The sequence below is a fragment of the Micromonospora cathayae genome (genome assembly GCF_028993575.1).
GTDB lineage: Bacteria > Actinomycetota > Actinomycetes > Mycobacteriales > Micromonosporaceae > Micromonospora > Micromonospora cathayae.
The window spans coordinates 1,398,120-1,423,381 of the sequence record NZ_CP118615.1; the positions used below are offsets into that span (position 1 = coordinate 1,398,120).

22 protein-coding genes, 1 tRNA gene and 1 pseudogene are annotated in these 25,262 nt (G+C 72.2%); 13 read left to right on the forward strand and 11 right to left on the reverse strand.

Features of this window, described 5'->3' with window-relative positions; all coding sequences use genetic code 11:
* Window positions 1-249: 249 nt before the first annotated feature.
* Window positions 250-786 carry a MarR family winged helix-turn-helix transcriptional regulator gene (locus tag PVK37_RS06485; RefSeq protein ID WP_275032847.1) on the reverse strand — a complete coding sequence of 179 codons (537 nt, stop codon included), beginning with the start codon at window positions 784-786 and terminating at the stop codon, window positions 250-252.
* 455 nt (window positions 787-1,241) lie between these two features.
* Here PVK37_RS06485 and PVK37_RS06490 point away from each other — a divergent pair, with 455 nt between their 5' ends.
* Window positions 1,242-2,720, forward strand: a complete 1,479-nt coding sequence (locus tag PVK37_RS06490; RefSeq protein WP_275032848.1) for a glutamate-cysteine ligase family protein — start codon at window positions 1,242-1,244, stop codon at window positions 2,718-2,720.
* A gap of 13 nt (window positions 2,721-2,733) precedes the next feature.
* Here the strand turns inward: PVK37_RS06490 and PVK37_RS06495 are convergent, their stop codons facing one another.
* The gene (locus tag PVK37_RS06495; protein WP_275032849.1) at window positions 2,734-4,287 is read right to left on the reverse strand and encodes a hypothetical protein; all 1,554 of its coding nucleotides are present in this window, start codon (window positions 4,285-4,287) and stop codon (window positions 2,734-2,736) included.
* A gap of 194 nt (window positions 4,288-4,481) precedes the next feature.
* Between PVK37_RS06495 and PVK37_RS06500 the strand changes: the two genes are divergently transcribed.
* Window positions 4,482-5,210 carry a PASTA domain-containing protein gene (locus PVK37_RS06500; RefSeq protein ID WP_275032850.1) on the forward strand — a complete coding sequence of 243 codons (729 nt, stop codon included), beginning with the start codon at window positions 4,482-4,484 and terminating at the stop codon, window positions 5,208-5,210.
* Between the two features lie 3 nt (window positions 5,211-5,213).
* Here the strand turns inward: PVK37_RS06500 and PVK37_RS06505 are convergent, their stop codons facing one another.
* Together PVK37_RS06505 and PVK37_RS06510 are read right to left on the reverse strand one after the other, a co-directional pair.
* Entirely contained in the window at window positions 5,214-5,642 is a 429-nt protein-coding gene (locus tag PVK37_RS06505; RefSeq protein ID WP_275032851.1) for a hypothetical protein, read from the reverse strand.
* A 98-nt stretch (window positions 5,643-5,740) separates the two neighbouring features.
* Entirely contained in the window at window positions 5,741-6,028 is a 288-nt protein-coding gene (locus PVK37_RS06510; protein WP_275032853.1) for a hypothetical protein, read from the reverse strand.
* Window positions 6,029-6,730: 702 nt separating this feature from the next.
* Between PVK37_RS06510 and PVK37_RS06515 the strand changes: the two genes are divergently transcribed.
* The 3 genes from PVK37_RS06515 to PVK37_RS06525 all read left to right on the forward strand — a co-directional run bounded on the left by PVK37_RS06515 (window position 6,731) and on the right by PVK37_RS06525 (window position 8,443).
* Window positions 6,731-7,612 (forward strand): helix-turn-helix domain-containing protein, encoded by an 882-nt coding sequence (locus PVK37_RS06515; RefSeq protein WP_275032855.1) that lies wholly within the window; start codon window positions 6,731-6,733, stop codon window positions 7,610-7,612.
* Window positions 7,582-7,803 (forward strand): DUF397 domain-containing protein, encoded by a 222-nt coding sequence (locus PVK37_RS06520; RefSeq protein ID WP_275032856.1) that lies wholly within the window; start codon window positions 7,582-7,584, stop codon window positions 7,801-7,803. The genes PVK37_RS06515 and PVK37_RS06520 overlap by 31 nt, the downstream gene beginning before the upstream one ends.
* 232 nt (window positions 7,804-8,035) lie before the next feature.
* Complete coding sequence (locus PVK37_RS06525; RefSeq protein ID WP_275032857.1) at window positions 8,036-8,443, forward strand: hypothetical protein; 408 nt, start codon at window positions 8,036-8,038, stop codon at window positions 8,441-8,443.
* Here PVK37_RS06525 and PVK37_RS06530 read toward each other — a convergent pair.
* Entirely contained in the window at window positions 8,426-9,034 is a 609-nt protein-coding gene (locus PVK37_RS06530) for a hypothetical protein (RefSeq protein WP_275032858.1), read from the reverse strand. The genes PVK37_RS06525 and PVK37_RS06530 overlap by 18 nt on opposite strands.
* A gap of 211 nt (window positions 9,035-9,245) precedes the next feature.
* On the opposite strand from PVK37_RS06530, the gene PVK37_RS06535 reads away from it, so the two are divergent.
* Window positions 9,246-10,808, forward strand: a complete 1,563-nt coding sequence (locus PVK37_RS06535; protein WP_275032859.1) for a S8 family peptidase — start codon at window positions 9,246-9,248, stop codon at window positions 10,806-10,808.
* Between the two features lie 68 nt (window positions 10,809-10,876).
* On the opposite strand, the gene PVK37_RS06540 is transcribed toward PVK37_RS06535, so the two are convergent.
* The 3 genes from PVK37_RS06540 to PVK37_RS06550 form a co-directional block, all read right to left on the reverse strand.
* Window positions 10,877-11,695, reverse strand: coding sequence for a WecB/TagA/CpsF family glycosyltransferase (locus tag PVK37_RS06540; protein WP_275032860.1), 819 nt, complete (start codon window positions 11,693-11,695; stop codon window positions 10,877-10,879).
* Entirely contained in the window at window positions 11,677-12,750 is a 1,074-nt protein-coding gene (locus PVK37_RS06545) for an NAD-dependent epimerase/dehydratase family protein (protein ID WP_275032861.1), read from the reverse strand. Before PVK37_RS06545 ends, PVK37_RS06540 begins: the two co-directional genes overlap by 19 nt.
* Before the next feature lie 111 nt (window positions 12,751-12,861).
* Window positions 12,862-12,947 (reverse strand) — tRNA-Leu (locus PVK37_RS06550).
* Between the two features lie 212 nt (window positions 12,948-13,159).
* On the opposite strand from PVK37_RS06550, the gene PVK37_RS06555 reads away from it, so the two are divergent.
* From PVK37_RS06555 to pknB, 7 genes are read left to right on the forward strand one after another with little or no spacing between them, the layout of a single operon-like run.
* Window positions 13,160-13,945: an FhaA domain-containing protein gene (locus tag PVK37_RS06555; RefSeq protein ID WP_275032863.1), complete on the forward strand. Its 786-nt coding sequence runs from the start codon at window positions 13,160-13,162 to the stop codon at window positions 13,943-13,945.
* Window positions 13,946-13,951: 6 nt separating this feature from the next.
* The gene (locus PVK37_RS06560; protein WP_275032864.1) at window positions 13,952-14,440 is read left to right on the forward strand and encodes an FHA domain-containing protein FhaB/FipA; all 489 of its coding nucleotides are present in this window, start codon (window positions 13,952-13,954) and stop codon (window positions 14,438-14,440) included.
* Entirely contained in the window at window positions 14,437-15,861 is a 1,425-nt protein-coding gene (locus PVK37_RS06565) for a PP2C family protein-serine/threonine phosphatase (protein WP_275032866.1), read from the forward strand. Before PVK37_RS06560 ends, PVK37_RS06565 begins: the two co-directional genes overlap by 4 nt.
* A 28-nt stretch (window positions 15,862-15,889) precedes the next feature.
* The gene (locus tag PVK37_RS06570; protein WP_423791007.1) at window positions 15,890-17,380 is read left to right on the forward strand and encodes an FtsW/RodA/SpoVE family cell cycle protein; all 1,491 of its coding nucleotides are present in this window, start codon (window positions 15,890-15,892) and stop codon (window positions 17,378-17,380) included.
* Window positions 17,377-18,888, forward strand: coding sequence for a peptidoglycan D,D-transpeptidase FtsI family protein (locus PVK37_RS06575; RefSeq protein ID WP_275032867.1), 1,512 nt, complete (start codon window positions 17,377-17,379; stop codon window positions 18,886-18,888). Before PVK37_RS06570 ends, PVK37_RS06575 begins: the two co-directional genes overlap by 4 nt.
* A 2-nt stretch (window positions 18,889-18,890) precedes the next feature.
* Complete coding sequence (locus tag PVK37_RS06580) at window positions 18,891-20,324, forward strand: serine/threonine-protein kinase (RefSeq protein WP_275034984.1); 1,434 nt, start codon at window positions 18,891-18,893, stop codon at window positions 20,322-20,324.
* Window positions 20,321-22,144, forward strand: coding sequence for a Stk1 family PASTA domain-containing Ser/Thr kinase (pknB, locus tag PVK37_RS06585; protein WP_275032869.1), 1,824 nt, complete (start codon window positions 20,321-20,323; stop codon window positions 22,142-22,144). The genes PVK37_RS06580 and pknB overlap by 4 nt, the downstream gene beginning before the upstream one ends.
* Window positions 22,145-22,329: 185 nt before the next feature.
* Here the strand turns inward: pknB and PVK37_RS06590 are convergent, their stop codons facing one another.
* The 3 genes and pseudogenes from PVK37_RS06590 to PVK37_RS31820 form a co-directional block, all read right to left on the reverse strand.
* Window positions 22,330-22,980 carry an aminodeoxychorismate/anthranilate synthase component II gene (locus tag PVK37_RS06590; protein WP_275032870.1) on the reverse strand — a complete coding sequence of 217 codons (651 nt, stop codon included), beginning with the start codon at window positions 22,978-22,980 and terminating at the stop codon, window positions 22,330-22,332.
* A 4-nt stretch (window positions 22,981-22,984) separates the two neighbouring features.
* The gene (locus PVK37_RS06595; RefSeq protein WP_275032871.1) at window positions 22,985-23,275 is read right to left on the reverse strand and encodes a hypothetical protein; all 291 of its coding nucleotides are present in this window, start codon (window positions 23,273-23,275) and stop codon (window positions 22,985-22,987) included.
* Window positions 23,276-23,279: 4 nt separating this feature from the next.
* Window positions 23,280-24,542 (reverse strand): annotated as a pseudogene (locus PVK37_RS31820) (class E sortase); the annotation flags it as partial.
* Between the last annotated feature and the right edge of the window lie 720 nt (window positions 24,543-25,262).

Sequence of the window (25,262 nt, forward strand, 5' to 3'; positions counted from 1 at the left end):
GGGTCGGTTCGTGCCACGCGCCCGGTGCGGTCAGGGATGGCGCGAGCGAAGAAGCCCCCTGTGGTGCTACCCCTCGCTCATCGCTCGCGCCGTCACCCCCCGGTGTGTCCCCGCTGGAACGAAGGTTAGCGGTGACCCTCCGGCGCTATTGTCCGATTGATCCAAGAAGATGGAGTGTGCTGGTCAGTTCTGCCGGTCGTTCTGCCGGTGTGCTCCCCCCGGGCCACCGGATGTCTGCCGGGTTCTTCGTCAGCGTCGTCGGCCCGGGCGGGCACCCGGGGCCGTCTCCACCAGGCGGTCGTCCGTCGGCGCGGGCTCGCCGCTACCTGCGGTGGCCCCCGGGTGTACGGCGTCCCGGACCTTGCGCAGGGCGTGCAGCAGAGCTTCCAGTTCCGCCGGTTCGAGTTGCCCGGTGAACCACTGCTCGATGATGGTCAGGTGTCCGGGCAGTGTCTCGTTGAGCCGGTCCAGGCCGGATCGGGTCACCACCGCGTAGGAACTGCGTCGGTCGGAGGGGCAAGCCCGGCGGCAGAGCAGCCCGTCGCGCTCCATCCGGTCCACCACCCGGGTCACGCCGCTGGTCGACAGCGACGTCTGGGCGGCCAGGTCGGTCATGCGTAGTTGGTTTCCGGGGGACCGGGCGAGTCGGGTGAGGACTTCGAACTCGACCGGGCTGAGTCCGTGCTCCTCGTACTGGGTGGCGAATCGTGACGACAGGCCGGCGTGCGCCTCGACGAGCAGGCCGACGGCGGTTATCCGGGGGTCGTCCAAGACGTTCTTGGTCACTCGCGCATCCTAACAGTCATTGTCACAAGGAATATCCCATTCAAGATAGTTGAACACAGAACTAAGTGACTGGTCAGTATTGGACCTCGACATCATTACTTAGGGATACAAGTCGGACCGACGCGGCGATCGACACGTGCGTGATGTGGCCTTTCGCACCGGATCACGGCCCGCCCCCGGGCGGTAGGGTGGCCGTACCGGAGATCGACGAGCGTGGCGGGGCAGGTGCGAATTGTCACGAGTCGTTCGACGCCCGGCCGGTGCCGGACCGCCCCCACCTGGGTAGTGAGAGGGCGGGCACGTCCCCACCGGGCCGTCGTCGTCCCGGTGGCCACCACCGGAGGTGGCCTCTGGTTCTGGTGAGGCCGGCGTTCTTGACGGGATAATTCACCAAATGCGCCGTCGCCGGCCGGACTCTCCGGCCGGGCCGACCGCGCCTCGTGCCGGGAGGACATATGGGCAGGGACGTCGTACAGGGCGCCTTCTCCCGAGAGGACCGGGTCCGGTACCGGCAGAAGGTCCGACGATGTCTGGACGTCTTCGCGCTCATGCTCGACGACTTCGGCTTCGACGCGGACCGCCCGATGACCGGGCTGGAGATCGAACTCAACCTGGTCGATCCGGCGGCGGAGCCGGCGATGCGCAACGAGGAGATCCTCGCCGAGATCGCCGACCCGCTGTTCCAGACCGAACTGGGTCAGTTCAACCTCGAACTGAACGCCAACCCCCGACTGATCGGCGGCCGGGGCTTCACCGAGTACGAGGAGGACCTCACCGGCAGCCTCGACCGGGCCGGCGAACGGGCCGCCCGGTCCGGCGCCACCATCGTCATGGTCGGCATCCTGCCCACCCTGACCGAGCGGCACCTGGTCGCCGACAACCTCTCCACCAACGAACGCTACCGGGCCCTCAACGACCAGATCGTGGGCGCGCGGGGCGAGGACATCGAACTCGACATCCGGGGCGTCGAGCGGCTCCAGACCCACACCGACTCGATCGCCCCGGAGGCGGCCTGCACCAGCCTCCAGTTCCATCTCCAGGTCGCCCCGGACAGCTTCGCCGACTACTGGAACGCCTCCCAGGCCATCGCCGGGGTCCAGGTGGCGGTGGGGGCGAACTCCCCGTACCTGTACGGCCGGCAGCTCTGGGCGGAGACCCGGATCGCCCTGTTCGAGCAGGCCACCGACACCCGCCCCGACGAACTCAAGGCCCAGGGCGTACGCCCGAGGGTGTGGTTCGGTGAACGGTGGATCACCTCGATCTTCGACCTGTTCGAGGAGAACGTCCGGTACTTCCCGCCGTTGCTGCCGATCTGCGACGACGAGGACCCGGTCGACGTACTGCACGCCGGTGGGGTGCCCGAGCTCAGCGAGCTGCGGCTGCACAACGGCACCGTCTACCGCTGGAACCGCCCGGTCTACGACATCATGAACGGCCGTCCCCACCTGCGGGTGGAGAACCGGGTGCTGCCCGCCGGGCCGACCGTGGTCGACATGCTCGCCAACGCCGCCTTCTACTTCGGGCTCGCGCGCGGGCTCGCCGAGTCCGACCGGCCGATCTGGAGCCAGCTCACCTTCAGCTCCGCCGAGGAGAACTTCCACGCCGCCGCCCGACGTGGCATGGAAGCGGTGCTGCACTGGCCGCGGATGGGCGAGGTGCCGGTGACCCAGTTGGTGCTCGACGTGTTACTGCCGAAGGCGGCGACCGGTTTGGACCGGTTCGGCGTCGACCCCGCCGAACGGGACCGGCTCCTCGGGATCATCGAGCAGCGCTGCCGGACCGGCCGCAACGGCGCGGTGTGGCAGACCCGCACGGTGTGGGCGGCCGAACGGCACCGCGGCATGGACCGGGCCGCCGCGCTGCACCACATGGTCCAGCGTTACGCCGAACTCCAGCACACCAACGAACCGGTGCACACCTGGCCCATCGACTGAACCGTCGCCCCGGTCAGGGGCGTGGGCGGCGGGACGGGGCGCGACGACGGGGGCGGGGCACCGGATCGGCCGAGGTCGCCGGGTCGGCCGAGGTCGCCGGGTCCGGCCCGGCGGCGTCCGCGTCGGTTCCGGGCCCGGAGGCCCACGCCGCCTGATCGGGTACGCCGGCTTCCGGGCCGCCTGCGGAACCGGCCGGGCCCACGCCCCGGTCGGGCACCGACGGATCACCGCTGCCGTCGGCTGCCGTCGAGTCGTCGGCCGCCGACCGGGTGACCGACGACCGGGACTGCGGGTCGGTGGGGTCCGGGTCGGCCGGAACGGCTGGTTCCCCGCGCCGTGGTCGGGGTACCCGGGTCGTCGACACCGCTGCGGGCAACACCACGTCGGCCGGCCCGTCGGCTTGCCCGATCGGCGCGTCGTCTGGCCCGCCGGCAGAGGCGCTCGGCGCGTCGGCTGACCCGGCGACGCCGCTCGACGCGGAAGCGCTCGGTGCGGCGTCGCTCGGTGCGGCATCGGTCGTGGTGTCCGCCGGGGCGGGGGTGGCACCGTCGGCCGGGGCGGTCGGGCCGGTGGCGGCTGCCGCGTCCCTGCGCTGGGCCAGCGCGGCGACCAGCACCGAACCGGCGAGACCGGCGATCACCGCGTACGGGGCGACGAGGTGGGCGGAGAGCTGCTCACCTCGAAGCTCGGTCGACCGGGGAGCGGCCAGGAGATAGGCGACGGCGACGAGGATCGGGCCGGCCGCACCGGCGGCGGCCGCCCCGACCCGTCGGTAGGTCGACCGGGCGGCCCGGCGGGCGGCCAGCGCTCCGATCACCAGGGCGGAGCCCAGCGACAGCAGCGCTCCGGGCCAGTAGAGATGCTCCCCCCACCACAGCTGTCTGTTGCCGGTGTCGAGCTGCCAGGTTCCGAGCTGGGCGCTGGTCAGCCCGCGTCCGGCGAGCACGCCGTCGACGACCGCGACCACGGCCAGCAACCAGATCCAGCCGGCGGTGGCGACGACACCGTTGGCGGCGGGCGGTGAGCGCAGCGCCCAGATCGCGACGAGCAGCCCGACCACTACGCCGGCCCCGGCGTAGGCGGCGGCCATGTCCTGCGGCGCGGTGGTGTCCGGTGGGTTCGCGACGCGGGCCGGTACCGCCACGAGCAGCACGGTGACCAGCGCGCCGACCGCCGAGGCGACAGCGGTCGGGACCGCGCCGGCCCCGCGCCGGTTCCGCCGGGCGCGGCCGACCGGTTCCGGCGTTCGCGGGTCGGCGCCGGTTCGCTCCGGGACTTCCGGTCCGGGCTCGGTCGGTGCCGGCGGTACGTGGGTGCGCTGCCGGCTCAGCCGCTGCGCGACGACCGCTCCGGTGACGGTGGAGATGGCCGCGATCCAGGTGGACCAGGCGAGGCTGGCCGCCCACACCGGGCCGGAGGGGTCCGGAGCCACCGGGACGGCACCGACGTCGGTGGTCGTCCAGGTGATGATGCCCAGCCCGTAGCCGAAACCGAGCTGTGCCGCGCCCACACCGGCAGCCACGCCGACCGCGGTCGCGAGTGATCCTGCCCAGCCCCGTACGGCCATGCCGGGCAGCGTAACGCCCCCTCGGCCGTCAGGCGACCGGTGGCCGTGGCGGGCGTCCGGGCCGGCCGGCCCGTTGACCGACCAGGGCGGAGGTTGGGCGGGTCGGTGGCGATGGTCCCCGGTACGGGGCCACCGGGCGGTTAGTTTGGACTGTCGAGGGTCCCGATGTCCGCCCAGCTGGGAAGGGACGAGCCATGAGCGACGACCGACGGGAGCCGGGGACCGGCGAGGATCCCGAGGACCGCACCCGACCTGTCCCGCGTCCGGAGTCGCCGACCGAGGCCGGTTCGGCGGACCGGGACGGTGCCGCTCCGGTCGCCGAGGGGACCCGCGTCGGGCCACCGGTGCCCACGGTCTGGTCGGGCCGGGCGGAGGTACCGGCACCGAGGTCCTCGCGGTACCAGGAGGCGGCCCCGGGCGAGTGGTACCCGGAGGTGCAGGACGACCGCCGGTGGTGGTTGCCGATCGTGGTGGCCTCGGTGGCCCTGGTCTTCCTGGCGGTGCTCGGCGTCGGTCTGTGGTTGATCGTCCGGTCGACGTCGGGGCCCGAGCCGGCCGGGACGCCGTCACCGCCCGCCGCGACGACGGGCGCCGCACCGACCCCGTCGCCGAGCCGGACGACGCCGACCACCCCGCCACCGACGACGACCGGGCCCGACCGGGTGCCGATGCCACCGCTGGTGGGGTTGCCGCAGCCGGCCGCGGAGGCCGTGCTGGACCGGTTGGGTCTGGGGTACCGGGTGGAGTTGCGTCCGTCGGACCGGCCGGCCGGGACTGTGATCGAGATCGATCCGCCGGCCGGGGAGAGCGTCCCGGCGGGCAGTGACGTCACCCTGGTCGTCTCGGAGGGGCCGGCCGTGTCCGAGGAGCCGACGGAGAGCACCCCGGCTACTCCTGCTCCTACTCCGACCCCGACCGGCTGAGCGTCACCACATCCGGCGGCGGGACCCGACGATGATCAGCCCGGTCAGGGAGATGGCCAGCCCGAGGAGGCCGGACCAGACCAGGGACCGGTGCAGTGCCGCCGTCCGGCTGGTGTCGGAGCCGTCCTGTCGACCGGTGCCACCACCCCGGCCTGGTACCCGGTGCCCGGCGTCCGCGAGGGCACCGACCTGGTCACCGGACCCGGCAGGCGGGCCGGTCGGACCGCTCGGTCCGGCGGCCGGGAAAGCTGACGGGCCGGCCGGGACGTCCGCCGGGGCCGCCGGGACGGCGCGCTGGACGGACGAGTGGGCCGGTGCCCGGGTCACGACGGCCAGCGCGGTCGCGGTACCGAGCAGGACGAGCAGTACGACGGCGTAGCTGACGCGGGTCAGCCGAGGCTGACGTGCGATGGTGCGGTTGAGCATGGCCATCCCAGGTTCTCTGGTCCGGGACGGGCGGGGTGCTGCTGCCGGGGTGGGCAGACCAAGTCTATGGCCCAGGCCCACCCCATGACCGGGGAAAGTGCAGGTCAGCCCACGCGGACCGGGGTCCGGGCCGCCGGCCGGCGCGCCCCGCGCACGGTGTGCGGACGGGGCTCGGGGCCGGCCTGGAGCCGGAGCAGCCCGGCCCGTTGGACGAAGATCGACCGTCGGCTGACGGCGTCCCCGGTCGCGTTCAGCTCGTACCCGTCCAGCCAGAGCCAGCCGTCGTAGGCGGGCCAGTCCAGCACCCGGATCACCCGGAACAACATCGGTCGGAAGAACTGCACACTTGCCGCACGAGTCACGTGCAGTACGTCACCTGAGCGGGGAAGCACATCGGCTCCTGTGAGGGATCGGCCGGCGGGCACGCCGGCGGGAGGCGTCAACGGGGATCGGTCCGGTTCGGCGCGGTGGTGCCGCTTGCGGACCAGCATGGCGAGATGGTGCCGGTCGGGGCGTACCCGCTGGTGGCGGACCGCCACCCGACCAGCACCCGGCTGCTTCCGGTTACCGCTTCCGCCGCCGGAGTGGGCGGTCGGCCAGCGGGGGTTCCTTACCCGACAGCAGGGCTGATTGTCCCGGCCCGGTGCTTTCCGCCCATCTCGTCCACGCCGCGCCGAACGCGCTGCGAAAGCGAGAGGAAACGGTGCGTGACCCGAGCCATGCCGACAGACTGCACGAGCGACGTGCGACATGCAAGTTGCACGTCGACTTTTGCCGATACCTGAAGTGTCCGCCCGGTAACCCGCCTCCGGCCGCCGGCGCTTGAAGCCGTGACCGGGAAACCGGCACACTGGACGCCGGTTTTTCGCCGCCGCGGCCGGCTGATGACCGCAACCATCCCCCGCCGCGAACGATCGCCCGCCGGTCGACGGTCGCGCCCCCGGCGGGCGAGTCAGTCCGGGCGCGATCGACCGGAGGTGCCCCCCGGTGAGCGCGAACAGTGCTTACACCCCACGCCGTCGCACGGGTCGGGTCGGAACAGCGGGCGCGAGCGCGTCCGTGACCCGGCCGGCCGTGCGGGAAGGGCTGATCCGGTGAGCGAACGTCGGAGTCCCACCATCCGCCGTCGCCGGCTGGGAGCCGAACTGCGCCGGCTGCGGGACGAAGCCGGCATCACCATCGACGCGGTCGCCGAGCGGCTCGAGTGCTCGGCGTCGAAGATCTCGCGGATCGAGACGGGCCACACCACCGCCAGCCCCCGCGACGTCCGGGACATGCTGCTCATCTACGGCGTGTCGGAGGTCGAGAGCGAAGAGCTGGTGCAGATCGCCCGGGAGGCGCGCCAGCGCGGCTGGTGGCACCCCTTCAACTCGGTCCTCTCCGGCGCGTACGTGGGGATGGAGGCCGCCGCCCGGCGGGTACGCGCGTACGAACAGCAGGTGGTGCCCGGGCTGCTCCAGTCCGCCGACTACGCCAGCGCGATGATCCGGCTCGCCCGTCCGGACATGCCGTCCGACGAAGTCACCCAACGGGTGCGTGTCCGTTCGAACCGCCAGTCGTTACTGACCCAGGATGATCCGATCGACCTTTGGGTGGTGCTCGATGAAGCGGTGGTGAGCCGGCCGGTGGGTGGGGAAGAGGTGATGAGTGCACAGTTGGCCCGGCTCGTCGAGATGGCGAAGCTGCCCAACGTCACCATCCAGTTGCTGCCCTTCCGGGTCGGGGCTCATGCGGGCATGGACGGCTCGTTCACGATCCTCGACTTTTCCGAGCCCGGTGATCCGGATGTCGTGTACGCGGAGAACGCCACGGGTGGGCTCTTCCTGGAGAAGAGCGACGAGCTTCAACGCTTCAACTACATCTTCGACCAGATTCGAATACTGGCCATGCGACCGGAGGAGTCCATCGCACACATCGCAGAACTGGCAGAGGAGCCGTTGTGGAAATGGCGACCAAGAGGGTCTCCGCAGACCTGACGCACGCATCGTGGTTCAAGAGCTCGCGTAGCGGGCCGAACTGCGACAACTGCGTGGAGGTGGCGTTCGTGACCGGAGCGGTCGGGGTCCGTGACTCGAAGGACCCGAGCGGTCCCGCTCTGGTGTTCGCCCCCGGTGACTGGCTCGCCTTCGTCGGCGGTACCAAGCGCACAGGGCTCAGCCTCGGCTGAGTCCGGACGCGGACAGGTGGGGCGCGGTCCCCGCTTCCGGCAGCGTGGCCGGAGGTGGGGGCCGCGCCCTCGTCCTGTCCGCGCGGGCCCGCCGCCCGTCCGACGTCGCCGGACCGGCCGGTGCGGGGGTACCACCCGTCGCCACTTTCGTCCCACCTCGTTGTACTTCTCGTCATCGGCCGGCCGTCCGGTCGGCCAGGTGGATCCGCAACCGAGCGAGGCAGGTGGACGGATGACGACGATCGGCTCAGAGAACCTCACCAACGGCCCGGGAAAGCCGGAGCGGTTCGGCGGCAAGTACCGCGGGGCCCGCCGGGACACCGTGCTGACGGAGGTGGTCTCCACCGATTCCGAGCTGGGTGGCCGGGAGGGCGGCGGTTCCGCGCCCGAGCAGGTCGGGTCGCCACTGTCCCTGCCGCCGCTGGACCCGAACCCGCTGACCGAGCCCTCGTTCCCGCCGACCGGCTGGTCGGTCGAGAGCAGCGAGGCGTTGGCGGACCATCCCCTCCTGCGCGGTCTGCTGTTGGAACTGCCGCCCCGGGGCAGTGTGCCGCCTCCCGGCTGGCTCGACCGCTGGTTCGAGGCGACCCGGGCGATCCTGGAACTGCTGTACGTGCAGGGTTCAGGTCGCGCGCGCTGATCCGACCGGGTCCGGCAGCCGGGCGGAACCGGCAGCGGGCAGGGCCCGCGCGGCGAGCCGGCTGTGCCGCATCGCGTGGCGTACTCCGATCGCGGTGACGAGGAACAGGGCGACGGTGAGCGCCGGCCCGGTCGGTTCGGTGCCGGTGACCGCGCCGACGCCGCTCGCGGTGACCGCGGCCGGTACCAGCGCCAGGCCGGTGACCTGGAGGGGTAGCCCGACCAGCGGGTGGGCCGCGTGGGCGCGCAGTCCGGGTGGGACGGGTGCGCGGGGCGCGCTGGTGAAGGCCCGGGTGCCGGCCCGGAGCCGGTGCAGCCGGCGTACCGTGCAGGCGGCGACGAGGAGCGCGGGCAGGGCGGCCAGGGCGAGCCCGGCGGCGGCCCGGTCGGCGGGTGTGGTGCCGACGGTGCTGAGCCCGGCGAACACCACCGACACCATCAGGCCGAGGCCGGTGAGGCTCAGGACGATCAGCCATCCGGTGCGCCGCCGCAGGGCGCGGGCCCGGCGCAGTCGCGGGAGTCCGTCGGCGACCGCGCCCGCGGTGAGCCAGACCGCCGCGACGGGCAGCAGGGCGAGGAGATGGGGGTCCATGTCCGACACTCTTTCCCGTTCGGCGGCCGATCGAATCCGGCTGGTCCCGGGTTCCGGCCGACGGTTACCCCTAGGGGTCATCCCGTCACGTTATTGATACTTCGACATGTTTCGTTGGCTGGGTCGTCGGCCTAGCCTCAGCTCGATCGGTCATCATCGATCTCCCCTGGATGGGGAGAGGATGCGTGCCGGTCGGAGGGGAGGTAGGGAGATGCGTCTCCCACGTAGGTCGATCCTGGTAGGTGCCGCCGCCCTGTCGATGGTGGCGACCGCGACGCCGGCCATGGCAGCCGAGCAGGTCGGCAGCATCCTGAAGGCCGGCGGTGCCACCGCCGTCGCCGACAGCTACATCGTCGTGTTCAAGGACAGCACGGTCGGCCGGACCAAGGTGTCCGACAACGCCCAGCGGCTGATCGGTAAACACGGCGGTGCGGTCGCCCGCACCTACAGCGCCGCGCTGCGCGGCTTCGAGGTCAGGGTGGACGCCAAGGCCGCCGCCCGCATCGCGGCCGACCCCGCCGTGGCGTACGTCGAGCAGAACCACACGGTCAGCATCGCCGGGACCCAGTCGCCGACCCCGTCCTGGGGCCTGGACCGGATCGACCAGCGGGCGCTGCCGGGGAACAACTCGTACACGTACCCCACCACGGCCAGCAACGTGACCGCGTACATCATCGACACCGGCATCCGGACCACGCACAGTGACTTCGGCACCCGGGCGACCTGGGGCACCAACACCGTCGACAGCAACAACACCGACTGCAACGGGCACGGCACGCACGTGGCCGGCACCGTCGGCGGCACGGCGTACGGTGTCGCCAAGGAGGTCAAGCTGGTCGCCGTCAAGGTGCTCAACTGCCAGGGCAGCGGCACCAACGCCGGGGTCATCGGCGGCGTCGACTGGGTGACCGCCAACGCCCAGAAGCCGGCCGTGGCCAACATGAGCCTCGGCGGCGGCGCGAACGCCACCCTGGACACCGCGGTCCGCAACTCGATCGCCTCCGGCGTGACCTACGGCCTGGCCGCCGGCAACAGCAACGCCAACGCCTGCAACACCTCGCCGTCGCGGGTGACCGAGGGCATCACCGTCGGCGCGACCGAGTCGACCGACGCCCGGGCCAGCTACTCCAACTACGGCACCTGCCTGGACATCTTCGCCCCGGGCTCGGGCATCACCTCGGCCTGGAGCACCGGCGACACCGCCACCAACACCATCAGCGGCACCTCGATGGCGACCCCGCACGTGGTCGGCGCGGCGGCCCTGCTGGCCAGCGCCAACCCGACCTGGACCCCGGCGCAGATCCGCGACAAGCTGGTGGCCGACGCCACCAAGGGCGCGGTGACCAACCCGGGGACCGGCTCGCCGAACGAGCTGCTCTACGTCGGTGAGGGTGGCGGCGGCCCGATCGACCCGGAGCCGCCGACCGGCTGCACCGGCACCAACGGCACCGACGTGGCGATCCCGGACGCCGGCGCGGCGATCAGCAGCTCGATCACCATCTCCGGCTGCGGCCGGGCGGCGTCGACCATCTCGAAGGTGGACGTGAACATCGTGCACACCTTCCGCGGTGACCTGGTCGTCGACCTGGTCGCCCCGGACGGCACCGCCTACCGGCTGAAGAGCCAGGGCTTCTTCGACGGCGCGGACAACGTCATCGCCACCTACACCGTCAACCTGGGCAGTGAGGCGGCCGACGGCACCTGGCGGCTCCAGGTGCGGGACGTCTTCTCCGGCGACACCGGCTACATCAACACCTGGACGCTGACCGTCTGATCAGCTGCCGACAGCAAGGGGCCCCGCCGGTGACGGCGGGGCCCCTTCTGGCGTACGTGGATGGGCGGTCAGACCGCGAAGCTGGACGGCCGGTCGGTGGCCGGCGCGGGCGGGCGGGCCTTCCACAGGCCGGTCTTCTGCGCGCCCAGCCGGGCCAGGTAGGCCGGGTTGAGGATGACGTACCGCTTCCACAGCCGTTTCGGCTCCAGCCCGAGCCGCCAGAACCACTCCAGCCCGGCCCGCTGCATCCACGGCGGCGGATTGCGCAGCAGTCCGGCGTGGTAGTCGAAGGCCGCGCCGACCGCCATCAGCGGCATGTCCAGCAGCGGCCGCATCGCGTACGTGAAGATCTCCTGCCGGGGGCAGCCCAGCCCGACCAGGACGAGCCGGGCACCGCTGGCCCGGATCCGGTCGGCGATCTCGACGTCCTCGCCCGGCTGCACCGCGCGGAACTTCGACGGCTCCACCCCGGCGATCTTCAGGGCCGGAAACATCCGCTCCAGCGCCGGGATGAGCCGGGCCAGGGTCTCCTCGGTCGAGCCGTACAGGTAGACCGGCAGCCCCTCGTCGGCGAACCGGGCCAGCACCCGCAGGGTCAGCTCCGGGCCGTACACCCGGTCGCTGAGCCCGGCCCGGTGCAGCAGGTTGAGCGCCCAGCGCACCGGCTGGCCGTCCGGGGTCACCACGTCGAAGGAGTTCAGCCGGGCGTTGTGCGCCGGGTCGAGGACACCGGTCATCACGCCGTGCACGGCCAGCGCGGTCAGCGCCAGCGGCCGGCGGTCGCGGGCGGCCCGGACCACCTCCTCGGTGGCCGAGGCGTAGTCGGTGGCGTCGACCAGGACGCCGAGGACGTTGCGTTTGCGCGCGGTCACGACTGGGGCACCCATTTCTCCACGTTCGCCTCGTAGATCTCCCGCAGGATCATCGGTACGTCGTAGACCTGCTTCCAGTCCGGGTAGTCCCGCTGGAACGCCTCGTTCGACCCGATCCACCACTTGTGGTCGCCGATCCGGTTCGCCTCGACGTACTCGGTGATCATCTCCTGGCCGGTGATCTGCTCGGCCAGGGTGAACGCCTCCCGGTTGGAGGTGTTCGAGTGGCGTCCGCCACCGAGGTTGTAGACCGCCGCCGAGCGCGGGTCGCGGAAGAACGCCTCGAACGCGGAGACCACGTCCGAGCTGTGGATGGCGTCCCGGACCTGCTTGCCCTGGTACCCGAAGATCTTGTACGTCCGGCGTTCCATGTTGCAGCGCATCACGTACGCCAGGAAGCCGTGCAGCTCGGTGGCCGAGTGCGCCGCACCGGTCAGCGTGCCGCCCCGGAAACAGGCGGTCCGCATGTCGAAGTAGCGGCCGTACTCCTGCACCATCACGTCGGCGGCGACCTTGGACGCCCCGAACACCGAGTGCAGGCAGGCGTCGATCGACATGTCCTCCCGGATGCCCTGCTCGTACGGGTGGCCCGGCTCGATCTCCCAGCGCGTCTCCAGCTCCACCAGCGGGAGGCTGTTCGGCCGGTCGCCGTAGACCTTGTTGGTCGAGCAGTGGATCACCGGGGCGTCGATGCAGTGCTCCCGGACGTTCTGGAGCACGTTCAGCGTGCCCGCCGCGTTCACGTCGAAGTCGGTGAACGGGTCGCGGACCGCCCAGTCGTGCGACGGCTGCGCGGCGGTGTGGATCACCACCGCGATGTCGCGGCCGTACCGCCGGAACAGCGCCGCCAGCGCGTCCCGGTCGCGGATGTCGATGCCGTGGTGCGCGTACGCCCCGCCCAGCTCGTCGGCGAGCCGGCGTACGTTCCACGCGGTGGACGCCTCCGCGCCGAAGAACTCCTGCCGCATGTCGTTGTCGATGCCGACCACGTCGAGACCGAGACCGGCGAAGTGCCGGACCGCCTCCGAGCCGATCAGACCGCCGGAACCGGTCACCACCGCGACACTCACACGCCACTCCGATGAGTCATAGGGGGCAGAGAAACCATCGGAGCATAACGTGACGATCCGCCCGGCCCCCGAATGCGGCGAGGGCCCCGCTGCTGCGGAGCCCTCGACTGTTGGTGGGGAAGGGGGGAGTTGAACCCCCACGCCCTTTCGGGCACACGGACCTGAACCGTGCGCGTCTGCCATTCCGCCACTTCCCCGTGGCATGACCTGGATCACTGTAATGCCTGCCGCCCGCGCCGTCGCCAGCGGGGGTGGCCGGGACATCCTACGTGCTCCGGGCCGGTTGCCGCGATCGGTTACCGTTCGTGGCGGGGAGAAGAGTAGCACGAGATTTCGGGCCCGTCGGAACGGGCCGACAGCAGGCGGCCGAGCGGCGTGTGAGCTGCACGAGCGACGGCCGGATACCATCATGTCCTCGGGACCCGAGGAGGAGCCGGTGAGCGTGCTGCAACGCTTCGAGAAGCGTCTGGAAGGCCTGGTCGAGGGAGCCTTCGCCAAGGTCTTCAAAGGGGTGGTGCACCCCGTGGAGATCCTCAACGCCATGCAGCGGGAGGCTGAGGCGCACAAGGCCATCCTGGCTGGTGGGCGCACCCTCGTCCCCAACCGCTACGTGATCGATCTCTCGCCGTACGACCACAGCCGGCTGGCACCGTACGCCGCCGCGCTCGCCCAGGAGCTGGCCCAGTCGCAGGCCGAGTTCATCGGCGAGCAGGCGTGGACGGTGTACGGCGACGTGATCGTCGAGATCGAGCGCGGCGAGGGGCTGGACACCGGCATGTTCCGGGTCACCGCCGAGGTCTACACCGGCGGCGAGGTGGCCCCGGTGTCGGCGCCCGGCTACGACGCCGGACCCGCCTACCCGGCGTACGACCAGGGCGGCGGCTACGGTCCGCCCCCCGGCCACGGCGGCGCCCGCAACGTCCGGCTGGTCTCCGGTGACGGCCGCACCTACCCGCTCCAGATGGGCTCCACCGTGATCGGCCGGGGCGACCAGGCCAACCTGCGGCTGCCCGACGTCGGCATCTCCCGCCGGCACGCCCGGCTGGACTTCGACGGCGGTCAGGTCGTCCTCACCGACCTCGGCTCCACCAACGGCACGATGGTCAACGGCCAGCGGGTCTCCGCCGTCGCGCTCAACCCGGGCGACATGATCCAGCTCGGCACCACCACCCTGACCTTCCGCGTGGACGGCTGACCAACCTTGCCGGAACTTGTCATCACCGTCGCCCGGTTCGGGTTCCTCATCCTGCTGTGGATCTTCGTGTTCACGGTGGTGGGGGTGATCAGGCGGGACCTGTTCGCGGGTGCCCGTTCCGGTCGGATCGTGGCCGCCCCCCGGGCGGTCGGCGCGTCCACCGGCCAACCGGCGGCGAAGCCGGCGAAGGTCAAGCGGGGGCGGGCGGCCCACCAGCTGGTGGTCACCGCCGGGCAGCTCGCCGGTACCCGGATCACCCTGGGCGAGGCACCCATCACCATCGGCCGGGCGGAGGATTCGACGCTGGTCATCACCGACGACTACGCCTCCGCGCGCCACGCCCGTCTGCTGCCCCGTGACGGCCAGTGGTTCGTGGAGGACCTCGGCTCGACTAACGGCACCTATCTGGATCGCGCTAAGGTCACCGGGCCAACCCCAGTCCCCCTCGGCGTGCCGATCCGGATCGGCCGCACTTCTCTCGAATTACGGCCATGACTCTGACCCTGCGCTATGCGGCCCACAGCGACCGCGGTCTGATCCGAGACGGTAACCAGGATTCCGTCTACGCCGGACCGCGGCTTCTCGCCGTCGCCGACGGCATGGGCGGCATGGCCGCCGGTGACGTCGCCAGCAACATCGTCATCGGTGCCATGGCGCCGCTCGACGAGGACGTCCCCGGGGACGCGCTCGTCGACGCGTTGCGCCAGGCCGTGGACACCGCCAACCAGCAGCTCCGCGACACGGTGGACGCCAACCCCCAGTTGGAGGGGATGGGCACCACGCTGACCGCGATCCTCTTCTCCGGCACCAAGCTCGGCATGGTGCACATCGGCGACTCCCGGGCCTATCTGCTCCGGAACAACGAGTTCGCCCAGGTCACCAAGGACGACACCTACGTCCAGATGCTCGTCGACGAGGGCCGGATCAGCGCCGAGGAGGCGAGCAGCCACCCCCAGCGCTCGCTGCTCACCCGGGCGCTGGACGGCCGGGACATCGACCCGGAGTACAGCGTCCGCCAGGTCCTCCCCGGCGACCGGTACCTCATCTGCAGCGACGGCCTGTCGGGCGTGGTCAGCGCGGAGACCATCGCGGACACCATGCGCGAGTACACCGACCCCCAGCAGTGCGTCGAGCGGCTGGTCCAGCTCGCGCTGCGTGGCGGCGGGCCGGACAACATCACCGTGATCATCGCGGACGCCACCAACCACGACATCGTCGAGGCCAGCCCGATCGTCGGCGGCGCGGCGGCCCAGGACCGCGGGATGGCCACCTCGGCCGACGTCTCCACCCCGGCGGCCCGCGCCTCGGCGCTCTCCGCGCCCCGCCCGCCCGCTCCCGAGGAGCCGGCGGCGAACCGGGACGACGAGCCGGAACGCCGCCGGCACCGCCCGGTCCGTACCGCCGCCCTGCTGGTCCTTCTGCTCGCCCTGCTCGGCGGCGGTCTCTACGCCGGCTACAGCTACACCCAGCGGCAGTACTACGTCGGTGCCACGGAGAACGGCCAGCTCGCGGTCTTCCAGGGCGTGCCGGGCCAGATCGCCGGCCTCGACCTGTCGAACGTGCACTCCACCAGCGCCGCCCAGCTCGACGACCTGACGCTGGCCGCGCAGGAGCGGGTCAAGCAGGGCATCCAGGCCAAGAGCCAGTCGGACGCCACCCGGCGGCTGGCCGAGCTGACCGACGACGACCCGGCCAACCCGAACCTCAAGCCGATCTGCCCGCCGAGCCCCACCGCCACGCCGGCCCCGACCACCGTCGCGCCGACGCCCGGTGTCACGGCGGCCAGTCCCGGCGCCAACGGCACGCCCTCGCCGCCGGCCGGCTCCCCCGGCGCGGTCACCCCGACCCCGGACGCCCTGCCCACCGATACGGTTCCGCCGGCACTCGAGCCGGCGGGCTGCCGGTCGCCCGAGTGAGCGCCGGCCCGACCCCGAGGATCCGACCGTGACCGCCCAGGCCACCCCGGCAGTCTCGCCCGGCACGACGGGCGAGCAGCCCGGCGTACGCCTGGCCCGATCCCGGCGTAACGCCGAGCTGTCCCTGCTCGCGCTGGCGATGGTCATGGTCGCCGCGTACGGCGCCACCATCGAGGCGAACGTGCTCGACGAGGTGACCGGCGACTTCTGGGTGCCGGCCGCGGCGCTCTCCGTCGTCTTCCTCGGCCTGCACGTGGTGATCCGTTACCTCGCCCCGTTCGCCGACCCGGCCCTGCTGCCGGCGGTGGCCCTGCTCAACGGGATCGGGGTCGGCTACCTGCGCCGGCTCGACCTGGACGACGCGCCCGCCGCCGAGCGGGCCGACCTGGCCACCTTCGCCGGTACCGGTGGCCGGCAATTGGCCTGGACGCTGGCCGCGGTGGTCCTGGCGGCCGGGCTGCTGGCGCTGATGCGCGACCACCGCTCGGTCTCCCGGTACGCGTACACGTTGGGGCTGGCCGGCATCGTGCTGGTGATGATCCCGGCCGTGCTGCCCAACCGGTTCTCCGAGATCAACGGCGCGAAGCTGTGGATCCGGGTCGGTAGCTTCAGCATCCAGCCCGGTGAGTTCGCCAAGCTCGCCCTGCTGGTCTTCTTCGCGTACTACCTGGTGCGCAAGCGCGAGGTGCTGTCGCTGGCCAGCCGGCGGTTCCTCGGCATCGACTTCCCCCGGGGCCGGGACCTCGGCCCGGTGGTCGTGGTCTGGCTGATCAGCCTCATGGTCCTGGTGTTCGAGAAGGACCTGGGCACCTCGCTGCTGTACTTCGGCATGTTCGTGGTGACGCTCTACATCGCCACCGAACGGGTCAGTTGGCTGCTGATCGGTCTGGTGCTGTTCTTCGGCGGCGCGTACCTCGCCTACCTGCTCGGATCCACGGTCGGCGGGCCGTTCGCCAACTTCTACCTGCGGGCGGAGATCTGGCTGGACCCGTTCGCCGATCCGCTCAACGACGGCTACCAGCTGGTGCAGGGGCTGCTCGCCCTCGGCACCGGCGGCCTGTTCGGGGCGGGCCCGGGTGGCGGCTCGCCGAGCGTGCTGCCCGAGGTGCAGAACGACTTCATCTTCGCCGGCATCGGTGAGGAGATCGGCCTGTTCGGTCTCTCCGCCCTGCTGGTGGTCTACCTGCTGATCGTCCAGCGCGGGCTGCGCGCCGCGCTGACCGTCCGGGACTCCTTCGGCAAGCTGCTCGCCGGGGGCCTCGCCTTCACCCTCGGCCTCCAGGTGTTCGTGATCGTCGGCGGGATCAGCGGGCTGATCCCGCTCACCGGTCAGACCACCCCGTTCCTCTCCGCTGGTGGTTCCTCGCTGATGGCGAACTGGCTGCTGGTCGCCACCCTGCTGCGGATCTCGGACGCCGGTCGGCGTCCGGCGGTCTCCGGCAGCGGTTCGGCCAACCGGCCCGGTGGCGGTCCGCCCGAGCAGCTGCACGGCGCCCCTACGGAGGTGATCCGCCCGTGAACGCACCGCTTCGCCGGGTCGGCGTGGTCGTCATGGTCCTGTTCAGCCTGCTCTTCCTGAACCTGAACTGGATCCAGGCGTACAAGGCCGACGAGTACCGCACCAGCGACTACAACGGCCGGGTCCAGGTCGCCGAGTACGAGAGCAAGCGCGGCAACATCGAGGCCGGCGGCACCCCGGTGGCGACCAGCAAGGAGACCGCCGGCCGGCTGAAGTACCTGCGCACCTACCCGGCCGGCCCGAAGTACGCGCACGTGCTCGGGTACAAGCCGGTCAACCTCGGGGACACCGGCATCGAGCGGGCCGAGAACGACTTCCTCGCCGGCACCAGCGACACCCTCTTCGCCGACCGCTTCCGGGACATGCTCCGGGTGACCGGTGAGCCGTCCGGGGGCGGCAACGTGCTGCTCAGCATCTCCAAGCAGGCGCAGGACACCGCGTACAAGCAGTTGGCCGACAACCGGGCCGGGGCGACCAGGGGCGCGGCGATCGCGATCGACCCGCGTACCGGGGCGGTGCAGGCGCTGGTCTCGATGCCCAGCTTCGACCCGAACCCGCTGGCCGACCACGACACCGGCAAGGCGTCGGCGGCGTACAACAAGCTGGAGGGCGACCCGGACGGGCCGCTGCGCAACCGGGCGCTGGGCGAGACGCTGCCGCCCGGCTCGACCTTCAAGATCGTGGTCGCCGCCGCCGCCCTGGAGAACGGGGTGGGCAAGCAGACCATGATCCCCGCCGGGTCGAGCTACACCCCGCCCACCTCCGGTACGCCGATCCGCAACGCGGTCCCGTCGATCTGCCCTGAGGACGAGGTGACCCTGAACAACGCGGTCACCGAGTCCTGCAACACCGGCTTTGCCAAGCTCGGCGTGGAGCTGGGCGCGGACAAGATCAAGGAGAAGGCCCGGCAGTTCGGGTTCGAGCAGGAGGACCTCACCGTCGGCCAGCTCGACGAGGCCGGCCTGCCGGTCGCCGCCAGCCGCACCGGGGACATCCAGAACCCGGACGGCAGTGCCAACCTGGCCGGGCTGGCCCAGTCCTCGATCGGCCAGTTCGACGTGCGGATGACCCCGTTGCAGGGGGCGCTGATCGCCGCCGCGGTGGCGAACAACGGCACCCAGATGCGGCCGTACCTGGTGCAGCAGCTGCTCGGCCCGGACCGGACCACCAACTACTACACCGCCGACCCGAAGCAGCTCCGGCAGCCGGTCAGCTCGCAGGTGGCGAACGACCTGCGGGACATGATGGTCAACGTGGTCACCGAGGGCACCGGCAAGAACGCCCGGATCAACGGGTACACCGTGGGCGGCAAGACCGGCACCGCCCAGGCCGGCGAGAACACCAAGGACCACGGCTGGTTCATCGGGTTCGCACTCGACAAGGACGGCAAGCCGGTCTCCGCCGTCTGCGTACTGTTGGAGTCGGTCGGTGACGGCGGCAGCGCCGAAGCGGCCCGGATCGCCGGGCAGATCATGCGCGCGGCGATCCAGGATCCCGGAGGGCGGTGAACATGCTCAGCCCCGGCGTCCAGCTCGGTAACCGCTACCGCCTCGACGAGCGGATCGCCAGTGGTGGCATGGGTGACGTCTGGCGCGGCACCGACCAGGTGCTGGGGCGGGTCGTCGCGGTGAAGAGCCTGCTCCCGGCGCTGCTCGACGAGCCCGGCTTCGCCGAGCGGTTCCGGGGTGAGGCCCGGACGATGGCGACCATCAACCATCCCGGCGTGGTCGACATCTACGACTTCGGCAGCGACCAGCAGATCGCCTTTCTGATCATGGAGTACGTCGAGGGGGACGCCCTCTCCTCGACGCTGGGCCGGGTCGGGCGACTCACCCCCGCCCGGACGATGGCCCTGGTCGCCCAGGCCGCCGAGGCCCTGCACGCCGCACACGCCAAGGGCATCGTGCACCGCGACGTGAAGCCCGGCAACCTGCTGGTCCGGCCGAACGGCACCCTGGTACTGACCGATTTCGGCATCGCCCGCTCCGACCTGGTCGGCCAGCTCACCGCGGCCGGCTCGGTGCTCGGCACCGCCTCGTACATCTCCCCCGAGCAGGCGGCGGGCGCGGTCGCCACGCCGGCCTCCGACGTCTACGCCCTCGGTGTGGTCGCCTACCAGTGCCTGGCCGGTCGGCGTCCGTTCGAGGGGGACAACCCGCTCGAGATCGCGATGCGGCACGTCCGGGACGTCCCGCCACCACTGCCGGGGGACATCCCACCGACGGTCCGGGCCCTGGTGGAACGGGCCCTGGCGAAGGACCCGAACGCCCGCTGGCCCACCGCCGCCGCGCTCGCCGGGGCGGCCCGGCAGGTCAAGGCCGCCCTCGCCCACCAGCGCCGGCCCGGCGGAGCCGCCCACCAGGTCAGCGGCGCGCCGGCCACCCCGTCGGCCCGCGCCCAGGTCCGGCCACCCCAGCAGCCCCGGCCGCCGGTCGTGCCGCAGCAGCACGCCCGCCCGCCGGCCCCGGCCCGCCCGGCCGCGTCGGCCCCGGTCTCCCCGCCGCGCCCCGCGCCGGTGGCGCCACCCCGCCCGGTCGCCCAGGCCCCGGTCTCCCCACGTCCGCCGGTGGCTCCGCCCGGGTACCCGCGCGGCGCGGCGGCCGTGCCACCGGCACCGGTACGCCAGAACCACCCACTCGGGTACGCTCACCAACCCGTTCCGCCCCCGTCGGCACCCTCCGGCGGGGTGAGCGCGCGGAGCGTATTGTTCGTCATCGCGCTCGCCGTACTGGTGCTGGTCTGTTCCGGCGTGATTACCTACGCCATAGAGAATGGCTCTTCGTCGACCAGCGGTGCCGCTCCGTCGCGGCCGACGAGCGTGCTGGCCGATGTACCGACCGACGGTGGGGGTGACGACGTCACCTCGCCGTCGTACCGTCGGATGGAACTGCCCGCGTTGGGCGGCGACGAGACGACGACGAGCGAAGGACGACAGACGCGATGACTGCGCAGGCCCGCCTGCTGGGTGGCAGGTACCAGGTCGGCGAACTCCTCGGCTACGGCGGTATGGCCGAGGTGCACCGCGGTCGTGACCTGCGGCTCGGCCGGGATGTCGCGATCAAGATGCTCCGGGCCGACCTGGCCCGGGACGCCACTTTCCAGATGCGGTTCCGCCGGGAGGCGCAGAACGCCGCCTCGCTCAACCACCCGGCCATCGTCGCCGTCTACGACACCGGTGAGGAGACCGGGCCCACCGGCGAGACGCTGCCCTTCATCGTCATGGAGTTCGTCAACGGACGGACCCTGAAGGAGGTGCTGGGCGCCGAGGGCCGGTTGCAGCCCCGGCGGGCGCTGGAGATCACCGCCGACATGTGCGCGGCGCTGGAGTTCAGCCACCGGCACGGGATCATCCATCGGGACATCAAGCCCGGCAACGTGATGCTCACCCTGACCGGCCAGGTCAAGGTGATGGACTTCGGTATCGCCCGGGCGCTGGCCAGCGGGGCCACCACGATGACCCAGACCAGCGCGGTGATCGGTACCGCGCAGTACCTCTCCCCCGAGCAGGCCCGGGGCGAGGCGGTCGACGCCCGTTCCGACGTGTACGCCGCCGGCTGCGTGCTGTTCGAGCTGCTCTGCGGGCACCCGCCGTTTGTCGGGGACAGCCCGGTCAGTGTGGCGTACCAGCACGTCCGAGAGGCTCCGCCCACCCCGAGCGACATCAACCCGGACGTCACCCCGCCGATCGACGCGATCGTGCTCAAGGCGCTGTCGAAGAACCCGCTCAACCGGTACCAGAGCGCCGGGGAGATGCGGGCCGACCTGCTGCGGGCCGCCGCCGGCCGGCCGGTGGCCGCCACCCCGGTGCTGCGCGAGGACGAGACCATGGCGATGGGGCCGGCGCCGGCCGCGGCGGCCTTCCCGGCGGCGGCGACCGGCGCGCAGACCCGGCAGATCCCGGCCCGGGTCGGCGACCCCCGTCGTCGGCGCGCCTCGTCCTGGGTGATCGCCGCGCTCGCCGGCCTCGGTGTGCTGGCGGTGATCGCCCTGATCGCCGGCCTGCTGGCCAACGGCGGCGAACCCGAGCAGGTCCAGGTGCCGACGGTGCTGGGCAAGACCCAGCAGGTCGCCCAGACCGAGCTGACCACCGCCAAGCTCAAGGTGAACGTGGGCGAACCGGTGCTGGACACCGAGTGCAAGGAGGGCACCGTCGCCCGGCAGAACCCGCAGGGCGGTGCCCGGCTCAACCCGAACGAGACCGTCACCATCCAGATCTGCAACGGCAAGCCGCCGGTGAAGATCCCCGCCGGGCTGGTCAACTCCAGCTACGAGAACGTGAAAGCCCAGCTCGAAGCGCTCGGTCTCACCGTGGAGAAGAAGGACGTCAACAGCGACCAGCAGCAGGGCCTGGTGACGAAGGTGACGCCCGAGTCCGGCCGGACCGTCGAGGCCGACAGCAAGGTCGTCGTCGAGGTCTCCCGGGGCAACGTCCGGGAGGTGCCGGACGTGGTCGGCGAGACCGAGGAGGACGCCCGGGAGGAACTGGAGGACGCCGGCTACAAGGTGTCCGTCCGCGAGGGCAAGGAGGTGCCGGCCGACCAGGCGGGCCGGGTGACCGGCCAGGACCCGCGCGGTGGTACCTCACGGCCCACCGGCAGCACGGTGACCATCACGGTCAGCCAGGAGGAGCCCGAGCCGGACCCGACGGTGACGCCCGATCCGACCGACCCGACCCCGGACCCGACCCCCACCGAGGGGGGTGGCGGCGGTGGCATCCCGCTGCCGACCACGCCGCCCCGGGAGGAATCCGGCCGCCGGCCCTGAGCGGCGTCGGTCCTGACCGTCGGCCACGGGCCGGGTGAGCCGAATCGGCCCGCCCGGCCCGTGCCGTATCCGGGTCGACTGCTGGTGGAAGTGGCTCGACCGGACCGGGCGGGGTGCTAGCCGCCCAGCGGCCCTACGTCGGGCCCGCCCCTGTGCCGTGCCCGCGCCCCTGTGCCGTGCCCGGGTCAGGCGTTGGCGAAGGCCGCCAGGCGGCGGGCGTCGACCTCGGCGGCCAGCGCCGGAGCGCGGTCGAGGGCCGCCGGGAGGCCGCAGGTCGCCAGCCAGTTGGCGAGCATCAGGTGCCCGCCCTCGGTGAGGACCGACTCGGGGTGGAACTGCACCCCCTCGATCGGCAGCGTCCGGTGCCGCATCGCCATCACCACGCCGGAGCCGGTCCAGCCGGTCACCTCCAGCTCCGCCGGCAGGGTCTCCGGCAGCACCGCGAGCGAGTGGTAGCGGGTCGCCGTGAACGGGTCCGGCAGCCCGGCCAGCACCCCGGTCGAGGAGTGTCGTACCTGCGAGGTCTTGCCGTGCAGCAGCTCGGGGGCCCGGGTCACGGTGGCCCCGAACGCCTCGCCGATCGCCTGGTGACCGAGGCAGACCCCGAAGATCGGCAGCTCACCGGCGTACCGGTGGATGACGTCCAGGCAGACGCCGGCCCGGTCCGGGCTGCCCGGACCCGGGGAGAGCAGTACGCCGGCCGCACCGAGCCGGCCCACCTCGTCCACGCTGATCTCGTCGTTACGGCGTACCTCGCAGTCGACGCCGAGCTGGCCGAGGTACTGGACGAGGTTGAAGACGAACGAGTCGTAATTGTCGATCACCAGGACGCGCATCGACTCACCTGTCCGGAGAGGGGGGTGGGGTGTTGTTCTGCTCGGTGTCGTACGGCAGGTCGTGCTCGTCGCCCGGGGGCGCGTCCCCGGGCACGGTGCCCGGCTCCCCGCCCGCCGGTTCGCCGGGTACGCCGCCGTCCTGGGTGACCTGCACGTCGTCGAACGGGAGCAGCGGCTCCGCCCAGGGGAACACGACGTACCAGAGCAGGGCTACCGTCGCGGTGGCGAGCAGCAGCGAACCGAGCAGCTTGCCGGGCAGCCCGAACGGCAGTTTCCGCCAGATCCACGCGTACACGTCGTCAGCCTCCCAGCTCGGCGGGGCGACCGGCCGACTTGGGCTGGGTACCTTCCAGTTCGGCGTGGATGATCAGGCGTTCGTAGTTGTCGAACTTGGGGTTGCAGGTGGTCAGGGTGAGCATCGCCTTGCTCGGTTTGGCTCCGGGCTTCCCCGGGACCGGCGCGACCACCTCGACCTGCGACGGCTTGACGATCCGGGACTGGGAGACCCGGTAGATGTACCACTCGGTCTTGCCCTCGACGACGATGACGTCACCGTTGTCGAGTTCGTCCAACCGCCAGAAGGTGGCCCGGTTGCGGTGGCCGGCGACCGAGAAGTTGCCCACCTGGCCCGGCATGGCGCTGTCCGGGTAGTGCCCGGGGGCGTACCGGATGTCCTTCTGGGTGACCCCCTCGACCACGACCCAGTTCTTGTCGAGCTTGGGGATGTAGAGGCCGGCGATGGGCTTGCCGTTCACCGGCGGCTTGGGGCTGGCGCTGGGACTGGGGCTGGCCGACGGGGCGACGGTCGGGTCGCCGCTCGGCCCCCAGGCCTGCTCCAACTGCTGGCTGAGGTCGTTCTGGTGGGCGTCGACGATCGCCGACTTGCCCCACACCTCGTAGCCGGCGAAGAGGAGCACCACCAGACCGAAGGTGATGAGGACCTCGCCGCTGACCCGGATGCCGGTACGTAGCCGGGACCAGAGGGTGGGCCGGGTCAACTCCGAGTAGACGCTCTTGTAGCCCTCGCCGGTCTGCTCCGGACGCAACTGGACCACCCGCTCACCACGTCGGGGCTGGGGCCGGCTGTCGGTCGCAGCAGTGCCACCGGCGGGTTCGTCGTCGTGGACCGGAGTACGCGGGACGGCCCCCATCAGGGCGGTCGAGTCGAGGCTCGGGCCCACCGGCGGGCGGCGGCTGGCTGCGATGCCGGCGGTCGCCGCGACCGGGACGTCAGCTGCGTGATCGGGCCGGCTGGTGCCGTTGGACCCGACGGTGCTGCGCGGCCAGTCGGCACCGTGCCGTCGGTCGGTGCTCTGCGGGCGGTCGGTGCCGTTCGGGTGATCGGGCCGCCCGACGGGGCTGGTGGGGGCGTTGGCCCCCACGACGGTCACCGCGTCGACCGGGCGCCGTTGGCCCGGGTCGCCGGCGGGCCGCCGCTGCTCCTGGCCACCGGAGATCGGTTGCCGCTGGCCCGGGTCGACGGTCGGGATCAGCGCGGTCGGCCCGTCGTTCGCGCCCCGCTGGTCGAGGTTCGGGCGGTGCCGGTCAGGGTTCGCGCCGGGGTCGGGCCATGCTGGGCCGCGCTGGGCCGCGTTCGGGCCGCGCTGGTCGGGGTTCGGGCCGCGCTGGTCGGGGTTCGGGCCGCGCTGGTCGGGGTTCGGGCCGCGCTGGTCGGGGTTCGGGCCGGGTAGGTCGGCCGGGGTCCGGTCCCCGCGTGGGCCGACCTTGGCCAGGACCACGGTGGGTCCTTCCACGCCGTTGCCGCTGCGCGGGGCGCCGGCCGACTCGGGAGCGCCGGGCCGGAGGGCGACCGGATCCGGCCTCCGTCCGTACGGCTCAGCAGCGGCCCGGGACGTCTCGGCGGCCGGGTACGGTCGCTGCTCGTCGGCCTGGGCCGGCCCTGACCGGCGGGCATCCACCGGCCTGGTCGACGGGTTGCCGGGCCAGCGTGGTGGTGCGGCGGTGGGCGGCGTGCCGGGGGGCGTGGCCGTGGCCTGCTGGCCCGCTGACGTGAAGGTGGCCGGCTGCGCCGGTGCCCCGGCGGTGGCCGGACGGCCGGCTGGCGTGCCAGCACCCGGAGGTCCGGTCGGCGGGACCGGGGACGACGGCACCGGCCGGTGGCCGCTCACCGGCGCGCCGGACTGCGGTGACCCGACCGGCGGTGCCCAGGGCGGCGGCACGGGTGGCGGTACGGCTCGCGGTGGGCCGGCCTGCGGTGCCGTGGCGGGCGGCGGGCCCGGGTGGGGTGGCACCGGGTCGGGCCAGTGTCCGTTCGTCGACCT

Bases quoted from the DNA above. Each gene is read 5' to 3' on its own strand.
- PVK37_RS06490 (WP_275032848.1), top strand. From the start codon at position 1,242: ATGGGCAGGGACGTCGTACAGGGCGCCTTCTCCCGAGAGGACCGGGTC.
- PVK37_RS06495 (WP_275032849.1), bottom strand. From the start codon at position 4,287: ATGGCCGTACGGGGCTGGGCAGGATCACTCGCGACCGCGGTCGGCGTG.
- PVK37_RS06500 (WP_275032850.1), top strand. From the start codon at position 4,482: ATGAGCGACGACCGACGGGAGCCGGGGACCGGCGAGGATCCCGAGGAC.
- PVK37_RS06505 (WP_275032851.1), bottom strand. From the start codon at position 5,642: ATGGCCATGCTCAACCGCACCATCGCACGTCAGCCTCGGCTGACCCGC.
- PVK37_RS06520 (WP_275032856.1), top strand. From the start codon at position 7,582: ATGGCGACCAAGAGGGTCTCCGCAGACCTGACGCACGCATCGTGGTTC.
- PVK37_RS06525 (WP_275032857.1), top strand. From the start codon at position 8,036: ATGACGACGATCGGCTCAGAGAACCTCACCAACGGCCCGGGAAAGCCG.
- PVK37_RS06530 (WP_275032858.1), bottom strand. From the start codon at position 9,034: ATGGACCCCCATCTCCTCGCCCTGCTGCCCGTCGCGGCGGTCTGGCTC.
- PVK37_RS06535 (WP_275032859.1), top strand. From the start codon at position 9,246: ATGCGTCTCCCACGTAGGTCGATCCTGGTAGGTGCCGCCGCCCTGTCG.
- PVK37_RS06540 (WP_275032860.1), bottom strand. From the start codon at position 11,695: ATGGGTGCCCCAGTCGTGACCGCGCGCAAACGCAACGTCCTCGGCGTC.
- PVK37_RS06555 (WP_275032863.1), top strand. From the start codon at position 13,160: ATGTCCTCGGGACCCGAGGAGGAGCCGGTGAGCGTGCTGCAACGCTTC.
- PVK37_RS06565 (WP_275032866.1), top strand. From the start codon at position 14,437: ATGACTCTGACCCTGCGCTATGCGGCCCACAGCGACCGCGGTCTGATC.
- PVK37_RS06580 (WP_275034984.1), top strand. From the start codon at position 18,891: ATGCTCAGCCCCGGCGTCCAGCTCGGTAACCGCTACCGCCTCGACGAG.
- pknB (WP_275032869.1), top strand. From the start codon at position 20,321: ATGACTGCGCAGGCCCGCCTGCTGGGTGGCAGGTACCAGGTCGGCGAA.
- PVK37_RS06590 (WP_275032870.1), bottom strand. From the start codon at position 22,980: ATGCGCGTCCTGGTGATCGACAATTACGACTCGTTCGTCTTCAACCTC.